General features: G+C 60.4%; 15 protein-coding genes. 8 read left to right on the top strand and 7 right to left on the bottom strand.

Annotated features, from left to right (window positions below; all coding sequences use genetic code 11):
* Positions 1-153: 153 nt before the first annotated feature.
* The 4 genes from HX793_RS13230 to HX793_RS13215 are packed head-to-tail and all read left to right on the top strand — an operon-like array spanning position 154 to position 2,607.
* Positions 154-450, top strand: a complete 297-nt coding sequence (locus HX793_RS13230) for a BufA1 family periplasmic bufferin-type metallophore (protein ID WP_010212367.1) — start codon at positions 154-156, stop codon at positions 448-450.
* 23 nt (positions 451-473) lie between these two features.
* Entirely contained in the window at positions 474-1,352 is an 879-nt protein-coding gene (gene bufB, locus HX793_RS13225) for an MNIO family bufferin maturase (RefSeq protein WP_177050885.1), read from the top strand.
* Entirely contained in the window at positions 1,349-2,125 is a 777-nt protein-coding gene (locus HX793_RS13220; RefSeq protein WP_177061412.1) for an HvfC/BufC N-terminal domain-containing protein, read from the top strand. The genes bufB and HX793_RS13220 overlap by 4 nt, the downstream gene beginning before the upstream one ends.
* The gene (locus HX793_RS13215; protein WP_016975063.1) at positions 2,122-2,607 is read left to right on the top strand and encodes a DoxX family protein; all 486 of its coding nucleotides are present in this window, start codon (positions 2,122-2,124) and stop codon (positions 2,605-2,607) included. Before HX793_RS13220 ends, HX793_RS13215 begins: the two co-directional genes overlap by 4 nt.
* Here HX793_RS13215 and HX793_RS13210 read toward each other — a convergent pair.
* Positions 2,604-3,512: a LysR family transcriptional regulator gene (locus HX793_RS13210; RefSeq protein ID WP_016975062.1), complete on the bottom strand. Its 909-nt coding sequence runs from the start codon at positions 3,510-3,512 to the stop codon at positions 2,604-2,606. The two genes, HX793_RS13215 and HX793_RS13210, sit on opposite strands and share 4 nt — an antisense overlap.
* A 103-nt stretch (positions 3,513-3,615) precedes the next feature.
* Here HX793_RS13210 and HX793_RS13205 point away from each other — a divergent pair, with 103 nt between their 5' ends.
* Positions 3,616-4,215: a short chain dehydrogenase gene (locus HX793_RS13205; RefSeq protein WP_177050879.1), complete on the top strand. Its 600-nt coding sequence runs from the start codon at positions 3,616-3,618 to the stop codon at positions 4,213-4,215.
* Here the strand turns inward: HX793_RS13205 and HX793_RS13200 are convergent.
* Positions 4,200-4,580, bottom strand: coding sequence for a hypothetical protein (locus tag HX793_RS13200; protein ID WP_177050877.1), 381 nt, complete (start codon positions 4,578-4,580; stop codon positions 4,200-4,202). The two genes, HX793_RS13205 and HX793_RS13200, sit on opposite strands and share 16 nt — an antisense overlap.
* A 182-nt stretch (positions 4,581-4,762) precedes the next feature.
* Between HX793_RS13200 and HX793_RS13195 the strand changes: the two genes are divergently transcribed.
* Both HX793_RS13195 and HX793_RS13190 read left to right on the top strand, forming a co-directional pair.
* A complete protein-coding gene (locus tag HX793_RS13195) occupies positions 4,763-5,434 on the top strand; it encodes a COG3650 family protein (RefSeq protein WP_177096429.1) in 672 nt (223 codons plus the stop codon).
* Positions 5,435-5,540: 106 nt separating this feature from the next.
* Complete coding sequence (locus HX793_RS13190; protein ID WP_177096427.1) at positions 5,541-7,154, top strand: NAD(P)/FAD-dependent oxidoreductase; 1,614 nt, start codon at positions 5,541-5,543, stop codon at positions 7,152-7,154.
* A 94-nt stretch (positions 7,155-7,248) separates the two neighbouring features.
* Here HX793_RS13190 and HX793_RS13185 read toward each other — a convergent pair whose 3' ends face one another.
* Positions 7,249-8,343, bottom strand: a complete 1,095-nt coding sequence (locus HX793_RS13185; protein WP_177096425.1) for a PLP-dependent cysteine synthase family protein — start codon at positions 8,341-8,343, stop codon at positions 7,249-7,251.
* Between the two features lie 216 nt (positions 8,344-8,559).
* On the opposite strand from HX793_RS13185, the gene nhaA reads away from it, so the two are divergent.
* Complete coding sequence (gene nhaA, locus HX793_RS13180) at positions 8,560-9,747, top strand: Na+/H+ antiporter NhaA (protein ID WP_177096423.1); 1,188 nt, start codon at positions 8,560-8,562, stop codon at positions 9,745-9,747.
* A gap of 386 nt (positions 9,748-10,133) precedes the next feature.
* On the opposite strand, the gene HX793_RS13175 is transcribed toward nhaA, so the two are convergent.
* From HX793_RS13175 to HX793_RS13160, 4 genes are all read right to left on the bottom strand, one after another.
* Positions 10,134-10,598, bottom strand: coding sequence for an outer membrane lipoprotein (locus HX793_RS13175; RefSeq protein WP_003189251.1), 465 nt, complete (start codon positions 10,596-10,598; stop codon positions 10,134-10,136).
* A gap of 269 nt (positions 10,599-10,867) precedes the next feature.
* Positions 10,868-11,515, bottom strand: coding sequence for a pyridoxamine 5'-phosphate oxidase (pdxH, locus tag HX793_RS13170; protein ID WP_177061414.1), 648 nt, complete (start codon positions 11,513-11,515; stop codon positions 10,868-10,870).
* 27 nt (positions 11,516-11,542) lie between these two features.
* Positions 11,543-12,694, bottom strand: a complete 1,152-nt coding sequence (locus tag HX793_RS13165) for an OmpA family protein (protein ID WP_177050868.1) — start codon at positions 12,692-12,694, stop codon at positions 11,543-11,545.
* Between the two features lie 139 nt (positions 12,695-12,833).
* Positions 12,834-13,979 (bottom strand): serine hydrolase domain-containing protein, encoded by a 1,146-nt coding sequence (locus tag HX793_RS13160; RefSeq protein WP_177050866.1) that lies wholly within the window; start codon positions 13,977-13,979, stop codon positions 12,834-12,836.
* Positions 13,980-14,057: the final 78 nt, after the last annotated feature.

Genomic DNA, 14,057 nt, shown 5'->3' with positions numbered 1-14,057 from the left:
AGCCAGCTCCCACATTTGTTTTGTGTGATCCCTGATTTCCTGAAGTGCCTGAAGTTTTTTCCGGCTGACCTGTAACGAATTCCCACCCACCCTCTCTAGTGGTACAAGCAGGCATTCAAGCCCGCCCTCTCAACCCACTGCTGGAGATACACCATGACTACCAAACTGTCCGCCGCCACCCTCGTCCTGGCCCTCGGTTCCGCCCTGAGCCTGTCCACCCTGGCTACCACCGCCCACGCTGCCGACGACATGCAGAAATGCTTCGGCGTCGCTGAAGCCGGCAAGAACGATTGCGCCGCAGGTGCTGGTACTTCCTGCGCCGGCACTTCAAAAACCAAGGATCAGGCCAACGCCTGGAAACTGGTCCCGGCCGGCACCTGCCTCAAGACCCCAAGCTCCACCTCGCCGACCGGTTTCGGCCAGGAAGCAGCCTTCACCGCCAAGTCCTGAAACCTCGCAAAGCCTGAGTACTGATGATGACTCTTTCATCCCTGCAAGCCGTCTCCCAGGCTCAGGCGCCCGGCCTCCCACGCCGGGCCGGGCTGGGGCTCAAGCATGAGCATTTCCTTGAAGTGCTGGAGACCTCGCCCGACATCGGTTTTTTTGAAGTGCACGCCGAGAACTACATGGTGGCCGGCGGCCCGTTTCATCATTACCTGGGGTTGATCCGCGAACAGTATCCGCTGTCCTTGCACGGCGTAGGCCTGTCCATCGGCGGCGAACGCCCGCTGGACCGTGGCCATCTAGCACGATTGGCAACACTGATCGAACGCTATCAACCCCACTCTTTTTCCGAACACCTGGCCTGGTCAAGCCATGGCCCGGTGTTCCTCAATGACCTGCTGCCACTGGCCTACGACAGCGCGACCCTGCAACGGGTCTGCGAACACGTTGACCAGGTGCAAAGCACCCTCAAGCGCCCAATGTTGCTGGAAAATCCGTCGACTTATCTGCAATTCCAGCACTCAACCCTGGACGAGACCGACTTCATCAGCGAAATCATCCGCCGCACCGGCTGTGGTTTGCTGCTGGACGTGAACAACGTCTATGTATCGTGCATCAACCACCAGCGCGATCCACTTGCCTACATCGATGCCTTGCCGTTGCACGCGGTGGGCGAGATGCATCTGGCCGGTTTTGCCGAAGACACTGACAGCCTTGGTGATCGCCTGCTGATCGATGATCACGGCGCACCTATCGATAACGCCGTGTGGCAGCTGTACGAAAAGGTACTGACACAGGTCGGCTCAGTGGCAACCCTGATCGAGCGAGATAACCAGGTGCCAGCGTTCGGCGTACTGCTGGCCGAGGCTCAACAGGCCGACTGGCATCTGTCGCAGGTGAGCCCATGAGCCTGCATGACGATTTTGCCGAGGCATTATTGGCGCCGGACCTGTCCTGCCCCGATGGCCTGTTCAGCAGCAACGGCGCCGACCCTGCCAGCCGCTTTGTGGTGTATCGCAACAATGTGCACAGTTCGTTGATCAACGCATTGGTGGCGGCCTACCCCGTGACACTGCAACTGGTCGGCGACGAATTCTTTCGCGCCATGGCTGGCCTGTTTGTGCAGGCTTGCCCACCCGCCAGCCCATTGATCAGCGAGTATGGCAGTGCGTTCGCGGCGTTTATCCAGGACTTCGAGCCTGCCGCCAGCGTGCCCTACCTGGCCGATGTCGCACGGCTGGAACGCTTGCGTGTGCGTGCCTATCACGCCGCGGATACCCAGCCTCTGGACCAGCAGGCGGTTCTCCAGACCCTGCAAGGCCAGGCTGACCTGGGGACATTGCGCCTGCAACTGCATCCCTCCCTTGCCACGTTGAATTCCACCTATGCGGTGGTGGCCATCTGGGCCGCGCATCAGATCGAAGGTGGCCTGGCCACGCTGAATCCCTGGCACGCCCAGGGTGCGCTGGTCATGCGTCAGGGCCTGGAGGTTCAGGTCTTTGCTATCGACCACGGCGCGGTCGCATTTATCGATAGCCTGGCCCATGGCATTCCCTTGGAAAAAGCCGTGGAACAGGCGCTTGAAGCGTCAGCCGAGTTCGACCTGCACCAATGCCTGACGCTGCTGATCAGCCACAACGCCATCACTCATTTACATCCAGAACAAAAGGTATCGCCATGAATACTCGCCCGTCGTGCCTGATCAGTCGGGTCATCGCACTTTTCGAACACGTTCCTTACAGCCTGATCGCCTTTCTCGCGCGCTTTTCCATTGCAGCTGTGTTTTGGAAATCCGGGCAAACCAAAGTCGAAGGTTTCGCGATTGATTTGATCAGCGGCACCTTCCAGCTCGGCGAGCCCACATTAGCCGCCTCGACATTGCCGCTGTTTCGCAGCGAATACCACGTGCCGTTGCTGTCACCGGAAATCGCGGCGTACATGGCGGCATTTGCCGAGCACTTTTTCCCGGTGTTGATCCTGGTAGGCTTCGCTACACGTTTCTCGGCCTTGGCCCTGATCGGTATGACCTTGGTGATCCAGCTGTTCGTCTACCCGGACGCCTACCCGACTCATGGCACCTGGATCGCGTTGCTATTGCTGCTTGTGGCCAAAGGGCCGGGACGTCTGTCCATCGATCATCTGATCGCCCGTCGCTGCGCTTAAAGCCGATCCAGCGCCTCGCCGCTGCGCTTGAACCAGTCCACCAGGTAATCGGCCAGCACTTGGGTGCGGCGCGGCAAACCGCCCTGATAAGGATGCACCAGGTACATCGGCATGCTCCGTGTCTGATAATCGCGCAGGAGCCAGCGCAAGCGGCCGTCAGCCAATTCTGCAGGAAGCACATAGGACGGCAGCCGCGCGATACCTGCGCCCACCAGCGCGGCCTTTTTCAAGAGGTTGTAGTGGTTGGAGGCAAAGGTGCCGCTGACTCGCACCCGCAGCAATTCGTGCTGCTGGTGGTACAGCCACTCTTCACGACCGCTGTAATGGCTATTGAGCAGGCAGGTGTGAGTGGCCAGATCGGCCGGTGTTTGGGGCTCGCCATACTGCTCAAGGTAGGCCGGGCTGGCGCAGGTCATCTCATGCCAGGCCAGCAATGGCTTGGCGACCAGGCGCTCGTTCTCGATCGCGCCTGAGCGTACGCCAAGGTCAAAGCCATCCCGCGCCAGGTCGCGGTAGCTGTTGTTGAGCTCCAGCTCGATCTGCACGTGTGGATATTGCTTGGAAAACTCCAGCAACAATCCGTCGAAGAAGGTCTCGCCTAACGACACCGGCACCGTCATGCGCACCGGCCCCGCCAGGTCGTCCTTGAGCCGGGCCAATGCCTGTCGCGCCCGATCCACCTGCACCACCAATGCCTGGGCTTGGGGCAGCAACGCTGCGCCGGCCGCGGTCAGGCTGAGTTTTCGCGTGGTGCGGTGCAGCAGCACCACGGAAAACTGTGCTTCCAACTGGCTGATCCGCTTGGACAACTGCCCTTTGCTGCAGCCCAACTGCTCGGCGGCCACTGTAAAACTACCGGCTTCGATCAGCACGGCGAAGGCCGCCAGGTCATCCATCTCGCTCATGGATTGTTTCCATTTGAAAACCAAAGGTTGCCTATTAGTGCGTTTATCCACAGAAAAAGCCACTCTAGACTGAACCCTCACTTACCCCTGGAGGAACAGCACCATGAAAATCCTATTGATTGGCGCCAGCGGCACTGTCGGTTCGGCAGTCAAGGCGGAACTGGCTCAGCGTCACGACGTGATCAGCATCGGCCGCAACAGCGGTGACTTCCAGGTGGATATCAGCGACAGCGCGTCGATCCGCAAACTGTTCGAACAGACCGGCAAGTTCGACGCCCTGATCTGTGCGGCGGGCAGCGTGAACTTCGTACCGTTGGGCGACATGAGTGAAAGTGACTTCGAACTGGGCCTGCGTGACAAACTGATGGGCCAGGTCAATCTGCTGCTGATCGGCCGCGATTACGCCAATGATGGCGCCTCATTCACCTTCACCAGTGGCATTCTGAACCGCGACCCGATCCGCACCGGCGCCTCGGCAGCCTTGGTCAATGGTGCGCTGGATGCCTTCGTCAAAGCGGCGGCAATCGAGTTGCCACGCGGACTGCGCGTCAACTCGGTGAGTCCGACTGTCCTGCTGGAGGCGATGGGTAGCTACGCCCCGTACTTCCGCGGGTTCAAACCGGCGACAGGTGCCGACGTGGCACTGGCCTACGCAAAAAGCGTCGAGGGGTTGCAGACCGGTCAGACCTACATCGTGGGTTGAGCGGCCACTGCCTCACGGGAGAACCGAGACATCCACTCAACCACCAGCGCACGCGGGGCGGAAAACCTGAACGCCCCGCCCAGCTGGCTTTGAACCTTGGACGTGCTTAACGGGTAACCGTCTACATAGAGTGTTACGTACTTTTGGTAGGCCAGCAGCGTAATGGATTGTGTCCTTGCCTTCGCCTCTGGGCTCAGCGAGACATCCACCTCGACATAAGCCGAATCAGACTTTCCAGCACGCTTGAGCGTCATCGAAATATCCGTGAAGTCAGTGGCTGACGAATAAGAAAGCCGGGCGGGCTCGTCTGAAAAGCCGGTACTTGCCCAGAGCAGCAGCATGCAAATGCTCCATTTGATATTCATGGCGACCTCCGGTCAAAAGAGGTCGACACTCTCACGACTCTCCAAACCTGAGTGTAGGAAAAGTTTCAAACAGCAACGCGCCGTTTCCCATCATTGTGGAACAGGCGGTTCAAACTATGTCCCGGGGTTGTGATGCAGCGCAGGCCTGCGTAACGTGGCGGCACTTGTCTGGAGACCCGATCATGCGTGCCGCCCATACCCTTGCTCTACTTGCCTTGTTTCCCCTGTTTGGCGCCTGCCAGATGTTCGATAACGATCCGGCCAAGCCTTCTATCGCCGGGCTGACCCGCATGCAGGGCGAACTCACGGCGGTCGGCGGCAAGCTGCTGTTCCAGCCGTGTGGCGACAAACGCAACTACGTGGTCAATGACACCGGCAGCACCAGCATCCTGCAGGAAGCCGCCTCCCTGGCCGGCCAGCAAGGTGCGTTATTTGCCGACCTGCGCGGCAAGTTTTCCGGGGTTGCCAGCGGCACTCAGGGTAGCGTCGACCTGCAACAGCTCTACCGCGTCGAGCGCTCGACCTCGGCCTGCAACGACCCCGACTTCAAACGCATGATCCTGCGCGCCAACGGCCACAAGCCGACCTGGGTGATGAATGTCACCGCCAAGGGCCTGGTGCTGGAACGCGAAGGCCAGCCGCCATTGCCGGTGCCCTATGTGGAAGAACAAATCGGCGACGGCCGCTTCAACCTGATGACCGAAGCCAACAACCAGCACGTGGAATTGTGGGTCGCCCCGCAGCGTTGCGTCGACCCGGTCAGCGGCAGCCTGCAACACATGACCGCCGAACTGCGCGTCAACGGCCAGGTGCAGCGTGGTTGCGCGTCGTTCGGCGGCTCGCGCGACGACTGACGTCACGCCGTGCTGTTTTAACATGACGGGAAACCGCCATTGGGGCTTATAATCGCCGGTTTGCAAAACAGCCGGCCTCCGAGCCCGCTGCCTACCGGATCCTGTCATGTTACGAATCACCGAACTCAAGCTGCCCATCGACCATCCCGAAGAAGACCTGCGGCCCGCCATCGTGCAGCGCCTGGGCATCGCCAGTGATGACTTGCTCGATTTCACCCTGTTCAAGCGTAGCTACGACGCCCGCAAGAAATCCTCGGAGCTGTGCTTCATCTACACCATCGACTTGAACGTGAAGGGTGAAGCCGCCCTGCTGCTCAAGTTTGCCGATGACCGCAACGTCAACCCGGCGCCGGATGTCAGCTACAAAGTCGTGGGCCAGGCGCCGCAAGGCCTGACGCAGCGGCCGATCGTAGTGGGTTTCGGCCCGTGCGGGATCTTCGCCGGCTTGTTGTTGGCGCAGATGGGCTTCAAGCCGATCATCCTCGAACGCGGCAAGGAAGTGCGCCAGCGCACCAAGGACACCTGGGGCCTGTGGCGCAAAAGCGTGCTCAACCCCGAATCCAACGTGCAGTTCGGTGAGGGCGGCGCCGGGACCTTTTCCGACGGCAAGCTGTACAGCCAGATCAAGGACCCGAAATTCCACGGCCGCAAAGTCCTCCACGAATTCGTCAAGGCCGGTGCGCCGGAAGAGATCCTTTACGTCAGCAAGCCGCATATCGGTACGTTCCGCCTGACCGGCGTGGTAGAGAACATGCGCGAGCAGATCATCGCCCTCGGCGGTGAAGTGCGCTTCGAACAGCGCGTGACCGACGTGCTGATCGAAGACGGCCAGTTGAACGGCGTCGTCGTCGATGGCGGCGAACAGATCCTGTCCAAGCACGTGATACTGGCGCTGGGCCACAGCGCCCGCGACACCTTCCGCATGCTCCATGGCCGTGGTGTGTACATGGAAGCCAAGCCGTTCTCGGTGGGTTTCCGTATCGAACACCCGCAATCCTTGATCGACGCCGCGCGACTGGGCAAATACGCCGGCCACCCGAAACTCGGCGCGGCCGACTACAAGCTGGTGCACCACGCCAAGAACGGCCGTTCGGTCTACAGCTTCTGCATGTGCCCAGGCGGCACCGTGGTCGCGGCGACTTCCGAACCAGGCCGTGTCGTCACCAACGGCATGAGCCAGTACTCGCGCAACGAGCGCAATGCCAACTCCGGCATCGTGGTCGGCATCACGCCTGAAGAGGACTATCCGGGTGGCCCGCTGGCGGGTATCGAGCTGCAGGAACGCCTGGAATCCCATGCCTATGTACTCGGCGGCAGCAACTACGAGGCGCCAGCACAACTGGTGGGTGACTTCATCGCGGGCAAGCCATCCACGGCGATCGGCAGTGTGGAACCGTCTTACAAGCCTGGCGTATCCCTGGGTGACTTGGCGCTGGCTTTGCCCGACTTCGCCATCGAAGCAATCCGTGAAGCCTTGCCGGCATTCGAGAAGCAGATCAAGGGCTACTCGCTGCACGACGCCGTGTTGACCGGTATTGAAACGCGCACCTCGTCGCCGCTGCGGATTACCCGTAACGAATCGATGCAGAGCCTGAACGTCAAAGGCCTGTTCCCGGCCGGTGAAGGTGCCGGTTATGCCGGTGGGATTCTGTCGGCGGGCGTGGATGGGATTCGGATTGCCGAGGCGTTGGCACGGGACATGTTGGGCATCGAGGCCTGACACGCTCCCTTGTAGGAGCCCGGCTTGCCGGCGATGGCGATCTTGAGGACGCTATCGCAGGCAAGCCAGCTCCCGCACTGTTTTTTGCCGGGTGTCAGATATTCGCGCGCAGGATGCTGTCCGGCAACGGTTCGCCCCGCTCGACACTGGCCGCAACGGCCGCAATCAAGTCGTCCAACACGTACCCCTGCCCTGCCAACCACGTCTGATCGTAGTAAGTCGTGGCGTAGCGTTCACCGCCATCACACAAGATCGCCACGATCGAGCCCGACTCCCCCGCCGCTTTCATTTGCTGCGCCGCCACCAAAGCGCCGACCAGGTTGGTCCCGCTGGAACCACCGACCCGCCGCCCCAACCGCTCGGCCAGGTAGTGCATGGCCGCCAGCGACAGCGCATCCGGCACCTTGACCATCGCATCAATCACCTTGGGCAGAAACGACGCCTCGACCCGTGGCCGGCCAATGCCTTCGATGCGTGAACCGCAGTCCAGGCGCAAGCTGGCGTCGCCACTCTGATAGAAATCAAAGAACACCGAACGCTCGGCATCGGCACACAACACGCGGGTGCAATGCTGGCGATAACGTACATAACGACCGAGGGTCGCGGTGGTACCGCCAGTGCCGGGACTGGAGATCAACCAGCTCGGTTCCGGATGCTGCTCGAAGCGCATCTGCTGGAAGATCGACTCAGCGATGTTGTTGTTCGCCCGCCAGTCGGTGGCCCGCTCGGCGTAGGTGAACTGGTCCATGAAGTGACCGCCGCCTTCCCGCGCCAGACGTTCGGACTCGGCGTAGATCTGCGTGGGATCCTGTACCAGGTGGCTCTTGCCGCCGTAAAAGGCAATCTGCGCGATCTTTTCCTGGGAGGTGGTGGCCGGCATCACCGCAATAAACGGCAAACCAAGCAGGCGCGCGAAGTAGGCTTCAGAAATCGCCGTCGAGCCACTGGACGCTTCGATCACCGGCGCGCCCGGCTTAAGCCAACCATTGCACAGCGCGTACAGAAACAGCGAACGCGCCAACCGATGTTTCAAGCTACCGGTGGGGTGGCTGGACTCGTCCTTGAAGTACAACTCGATACCCGGCAACCCCGGCAGCGGCAAGGGGATCAGGTGCGTGTCGGCGCTGCGCTGGAAGTCTGCTTCAATGATACGAATGGCTTCGCGGGCCCAGGGACGTTGATCGCTCATGGAGAGTTTCTCTAAAGGTGTAAGCCCTGATTTTAGGGGGTTTCCTACGTGTCACACAGATACAGTACCGACTCAATCGGACACACAATTGCTAGGCTTAGGCGCCACGTCATGCCAAACAGCTGCTTATAACAAATAAGAATATAACTTTTGTTTTAACAACTAACGGTACGGGTTAGGGTACCCACCTATTGAATCTGGATTGGAGAGCATCCCTTGCCTCTGCGTAGCACTTTTACCCGTTTCTTCCAGCTGGAAGCCGCCAGCGGTCTGTTGTTGATCGCGGCTGCCGCCTTGGCGTTGATCATCAACAATTCACCTTTGTCGCACCTGTACGCTGCGTTTCTCGACGTACCGGTGGTGGCGCAGATCGGCGCGTTGAAAATCGCCAAACCGGCCTTGCTGTGGATCAACGATGGCCTGATGGCCCTGTTCTTCCTGCTGATCGGCCTGGAGGTCAAACGTGAATTGCTCGACGGCCACCTGTCCAAGCCCTCGCAAGTGGTCCTGCCAGGCGCAGCCGCTATCGGCGGCATGGTCGTGCCGGCGCTGATCTACTGGGCGATCAACAAGGACTACCCTGCCGCACTCTCCGGCTGGGCGATTCCCATGGCCACCGACATCGCCTTCGCATTGGGCGTGCTGGCCTTGCTGGGCAAGCGTGTGCCGGTGTCGCTGAAACTGTTCCTGATGACCCTGGCAATCATTGACGACCTGGGGGCGATCATCGTGATTGCGGTGTTCTACTCCGCCGACCTGTCTGGCGCTGCCCTTGCAGGCGCGGGGGCGTGCTTGGTTGCTTTGATTGCGATGAACCGCCTGGGCGTCATCAAGCTCGGGCCGTACCTGATCATAGGGCTGATCCTGTGGGTGTGCGTACTCAAGAGTGGTGTTCACGCGACGCTGGCCGGTGTGACGTTGGCCTTCTGCATCCCGATGCGCACCAAAAACGCCGAACCCTCGCCGCTGCTCACACTGGAACATGCCCTGCACCCGTGGGTGGCCTACGGCATCTTGCCGCTGTTTGCCTTCGCCAACGCCGGTGTGTCCCTGACCGGCGTCAGCCTGGAAAGCTTCACCCATCACGTGCCCATGGGCATCGCCGCTGGCCTGCTGATCGGCAAGACCGTGGGTGTGTTTGGCCTCACCTGGCTGGCGATCAAGACCGGCCTTGCCGCCCTGCCCAGCGGCGCGAACTGGGGCCAGGTGTTTGGTGTGGCGATCCTGTGTGGCATCGGCTTTACCATGAGCCTGTTTGTCGGTTCGCTCGCGTTTGTGCCGGGTGCCAGTGAGTTTGCAGGTGAGGACCGGATGGGCATTTTGACCGGATCGATTCTGGCGGCGTGTATTGGTTATGCGGTGACGGCGATGGCGAGTCGTAAGAAGGCCATGATTCAGGGTTGAACTGACAGGCCGCAAACCAAAAAGCCGCCTCGGATTGACCGAGGCGGCTCCACTCCTCAGACCTTACAGGTCATCGAAGCTGTCTCGCAGGAACTTCCATACGTGATAAGCACGCAGGCAGTTCACTACGAGGTTCCACATACGTCGTCGGCCCCATTACGTTGGGCCTACCTCCAGCACACTTACCGGAACACGTGGCCTTTGGATGCAGGTCAATGCATCTTTGAGTCGCATCCCCAGCCGATAGTTGGGTATGCAATAAAAAACCGCCCTACTAAGGCGGTTTTTTATTGCCTGCGTTTTTTGCTTTTAACCTGGCCGCCGCCCATAAAACGAAAACCCCAACCAGTCACCCGGTTGGGGTTTTGTGTTTCTACAACCCGCGCTTAGCGAGTAACGCGACTGGTACCATCAACGGTCATGATGCGCACGCGGTCACCAATGCGGAAGATTTCATTCTCCTGCACGGCCTGAACGTAGGCGCGCATGCTGCCGTCGTCTTCGCGAACGGTGATTTCCACACCTTGGGTGCGAGTCAGGCCTTCTTCGGTGGCCGAACCCAACAGGCCGCCAGCAACAGCACCGATCACAGCGGTCACGATGCTGCCACGGCCGCCGCCGATGGCACTGCCGCCAACGCCGCCGATGACGGCACCGGCAGCGCCGCCGATTGGGGTCTTGGTGCCTTCGATTTTCACCGGACGCAGGGATTCGATGGTCCCCATGCGCACGGTCTGTACACGACGCGCTTCGTCACGGGAGTACGAGTCGCCGGTCAGACTCGAGGCGCAGCCACCCAGCAGCAACGACAGGGTGGTAAAGCAGGCAACCAGTAAAACGGACTTACGCATAGCATCAACTCCAAAGGACAGGTGTTCATTAGACGCCGCAGCTTGACGCCTGTCACGGCAAGCTGCGGAGAAAATTGCTTTCATTCAGCCTTAGTACAGACTGTCCGCACCAGAAAAATCGACGAACGGTAGCGTTACATTCAAGGATTGCTTTGATTGTAGTCGCGACAGTCGCCAGGAACACGGCGCAGCACTACACGCCCGAAGCCTCTGGTATAGAGACTTCGGCGTGATGGGCAACATTCAGATGAAGTGACGAAAGGTGCCGCTCAGGGCGCCAGGCGCTCGCGGGTCCAATCGCCCTCTTGCAGGCGATAGTTCAGGCGGTCGTGCAAGCGGCTGGCACGACCTTGCCAGAACTCGATGCGCTCCGGCAGCAAGCGGTAGCCACCCCAATGCTCGGGGCAGTCGGGCTGGGTGTCGCTGAAACGCTGCTCGGTGGCCTTGAGCAGGTCGTGCAGTTCCTCGCGATCACGAATGACCCGGCTCTGCGGGGACGCCCAGGCGCCCAGGCGGCTGCCCAGGGGGCGGACCTGATAATAAGCGTCCGACTCTTCAGCCGTGACCTTCACCACCCGCCCTTCGATGCGCACTTGACGCTCCAGGGTCGGCCAGAAGAAAGTCATGGCCGCAAACGGCCGCGCCGCGAGCTGCTGGCCCTTGGCGCTCTGATAGTTGGTGAAGAAGGTAAAGCCCTGCGCGTCCAGGCCCTTGAGCAACAGGATGCGGCAGTGCGGGCGACCTTCCTGGTCGACCGTGGCCAAGGTCATGGCATTGGCCTCCACCGGTGGCTGCTCGGTTTTCACCGCGTCAGCAAACCACTGGTGGAACAAGGCAAACGGCTCGCCCGGGGCCTGGGCCTCGCTCAAACCATCCCGTGTGTAGTCACGGCGCATATCGGCCAGTGCCTGGGTCATGCGGCTTTATCCTTCTGGTTCAGCGGATCAGTTTTTCGCCTGGTCGTTGGCCGGTGCAGCAGCCTTGGCTTTGGCCGGCGCTGGCTTTTTGGCCGCGGGCTTGGCCGGGGCCTTTTTAGCGGCTGGTTTGGCGGCGGCTTTCTTGGCGGCTGGCGCCTTTTTAGCGGCGGCTTTGGCCGCTGGGGCCGGGGTCGGAACGTCCTGCACTGCAACCATCTCGGCGACAGGCGGGGTCTTGCCCGACTGGTATTTGCTCAACAGTGCCAGCATGGTGGTGCGCTGAGTGAACATGATCTCCATACGACGGTTCAGGGCACGGCCCTGGTTGCTGTCGTTGGCGGCACGTGGCATCAGGTCGCCCATTCCACGCAGCATCAGACGATCCTGCTTCAGGCCGCTGAGGCTGAAGATCGAGGCGATGGATTGTGCACGTTCCTTGGTCAGTACCTGGCTGGCTGGGGCGGTGCCCGTTGCGTCGACGTGACCCAGTACCAGTACGGCAGTCTTCGGATCGGCTTCAACGGCCTTGGCGACGCGGGTGAACGGGCCCAGGGTGACCGGCAGCAACATGGCCGGGCGTTTCGGGTTGTAGGAGCCGTCTACCGGGGCAATCACGACGAGCACGTTGTCGCGACGCTCCAGTTGCAGGTTGCTGTCCTTGATGGCCGCACGCAGGCGTGGCTCATAGTCGTCCAGCCAGGCCTGGGTGATTTTCGGGTCAGGCATCGGCACGTTGGTCACGTCGACCTTGGCCAATGGCTTGGGTTTGCTTTCGAACGGCCACCACCATTTGGTTTCGGTGTCGTTCTTGGCGACGGCAGGAGTGGCGGCAGGTGCGGGCTCGGCGGCCTTGAGGTCGGCTTTCAGGTCGGCCTTGGCATCGGCGGCCTTTTCGTCGGCAGTCTTGGAAGAGAACGGCCACCAGCTGGAGCCGGTGTCAGCCTTGGCGGCGGGTGCGGCTGCGGCGGCTACCGGGGCGGCAGGCTTGGCGCCGGCAGCGGGCTTGGCGTCCGGTTTAGCGTCCGGCTTGGCATCGGTTTGGGTCACTGCGTCCTTGGTCGCGGCCTTGTCAGATCCAAATGACCACCAATGCCCGCCCTCGGCATCATTTTGTGGAGTTTGTGCGCAGCCGGTAATAGTGAGGCATAGCGCCAGTGCCAAGGACTTGTTCGATAACATGAGATATCCACAAAATGAGAAAAAACCAGGGATCTGAATGATCCGTTAAACAGATGCTTGCAGCGTAAAGTTAAATCTTTTCCTACAGCATCTTCTTATAGTTGCCTTTGTAACAAAAAAACGTGAAACAGCAAGGGGTTTACAGACAACCGGCTAATATTCTGACCAACTTCTGTGCCCGCGGGTCCATAAGTACGTAAGGTCCCAATGTATTAGTGACGAAACCAAATGCTACATCATGCTCAGGATCGGCAAACCCGACCGAGCCGCCCGCGCCGGGATGCCCAAATGCACGTGGGCCCAGACCGAAGGTGGCATTGGGCAACTGCGGTTGATCCAGCATGCAGCCCAGGCCAAAACGGGTTTGTGTCAATAACGTTTTATCCGGCCCGACACTGTGTTCGCGGGTCAATTGTTCAAGCATGTCGGCTTCAAGCAAACTACCGTCCAATAAGCCGCTATAAAAGCCCGCCAGGCTGCGTGCATTACCGTGACCATTTGCCGCCGGCTGCTGCATACGGCGCCATTCAGGTTTATTAGTGCTCGTCAGAATAGACGGCGGGTTGGCAAATGCACGTGTGGTCATGGCCGCAGGTTCACGCATCATTACTTGCAGTAAACGTTGTGCCGCTTCATCGCCCATATTGCCTTTGCTGCGTGCTATATGCGCCACGCGATAAAACTCTTCATCCGCCAGGCCGACATGAAAGTCCAGCCCCAACGGCCGCGCAACCCGCGCCACGATGGATTCTCCCGGCCCGCGCCCATCGGCGCGACGCAGCAATTCACCCACCAGCCAGCCGTAGGTGATCGCCTCGTAGCCATGACCTTGGCCAGGCGTCCACCACGGGGCTTCGGCCGCCAGGGTGTCGACCATCAGTTGCCAGTCGTACAACGCCTCGGTCGGCAGCATCTCGCGGATCGCCGGCAACCCGGCCTGGTGGCAGAGCAACTGGCGCAGGGTGATGGACTCTTTCCCCGCCGCCGCAAATTCCGGCCAGTAGTTGGCAACGGGTGCATCCAGTTGCAACTTGCCTTCGGCCACCAATTGCAGGGCCGCCACGGCGGTGAAGGTTTTGGTGCAGGAGAACAGGTTGACGATGGTGTCACTGTGCCAGGCCTCGGCACCGTCCTTGTCGGCGGTGCCGGCCCACAGGTCGACGACGGTTTCGCCGCCTATCTGGATACACAGCCCGGCACCACGCTCCTGCGGGTCATCGAACAACGCGGCAAAGGCTTCACGTACCGCTTCGAACTGGAGTTCGTAATGACCCTGGATCTGCACCTGAACACCCTCGGACAACACAGCAAAAAGTGGCCGACATTGTTCCAGTACTGGTGGGTTTTGTGAACCCGTCAGCCC

The organism is Pseudomonas reactans (assembly GCF_013387025.1).
GTDB lineage: Bacteria > Pseudomonadota > Gammaproteobacteria > Pseudomonadales > Pseudomonadaceae > Aquipseudomonas > Aquipseudomonas reactans.
The sequence above is the reverse complement of the archived record's forward strand: the minus strand, read 5'-3'. Positions and strand labels throughout refer to the sequence as shown.

Excerpts from the sequence above, each read along its gene's own strand:
- HX793_RS13190 (WP_177096427.1), top strand. The coding sequence starts at position 5,541 with ATGTTACGAATCACCGAACTCAAGCTGCCCATCGACCATCCCGAAGAA.
- HX793_RS13200 (WP_177050877.1), bottom strand. The coding sequence starts at position 4,580 with ATGAATATCAAATGGAGCATTTGCATGCTGCTGCTCTGGGCAAGTACC.
- pdxH (WP_177061414.1), bottom strand. The coding sequence starts at position 11,515 with ATGACCCAGGCACTGGCCGATATGCGCCGTGACTACACACGGGATGGT.
- HX793_RS13165 (WP_177050868.1), bottom strand. The coding sequence starts at position 12,694 with ATGTTATCGAACAAGTCCTTGGCACTGGCGCTATGCCTCACTATTACC.
- HX793_RS13175 (WP_003189251.1), bottom strand. The coding sequence starts at position 10,598 with ATGCGTAAGTCCGTTTTACTGGTTGCCTGCTTTACCACCCTGTCGTTG.
- HX793_RS13185 (WP_177096425.1), bottom strand. The coding sequence starts at position 8,343 with ATGAGCGATCAACGTCCCTGGGCCCGCGAAGCCATTCGTATCATTGAA.
- bufB (WP_177050885.1), top strand. The coding sequence starts at position 474 with ATGATGACTCTTTCATCCCTGCAAGCCGTCTCCCAGGCTCAGGCGCCC.
- HX793_RS13215 (WP_016975063.1), top strand. The coding sequence starts at position 2,122 with ATGAATACTCGCCCGTCGTGCCTGATCAGTCGGGTCATCGCACTTTTC.
- HX793_RS13205 (WP_177050879.1), top strand. The coding sequence starts at position 3,616 with ATGAAAATCCTATTGATTGGCGCCAGCGGCACTGTCGGTTCGGCAGTC.
- HX793_RS13195 (WP_177096429.1), top strand. The coding sequence starts at position 4,763 with ATGCGTGCCGCCCATACCCTTGCTCTACTTGCCTTGTTTCCCCTGTTT.
- HX793_RS13230 (WP_010212367.1), top strand. The coding sequence starts at position 154 with ATGACTACCAAACTGTCCGCCGCCACCCTCGTCCTGGCCCTCGGTTCC.
- HX793_RS13220 (WP_177061412.1), top strand. The coding sequence starts at position 1,349 with ATGAGCCTGCATGACGATTTTGCCGAGGCATTATTGGCGCCGGACCTG.
- HX793_RS13210 (WP_016975062.1), bottom strand. The coding sequence starts at position 3,512 with ATGAGCGAGATGGATGACCTGGCGGCCTTCGCCGTGCTGATCGAAGCC.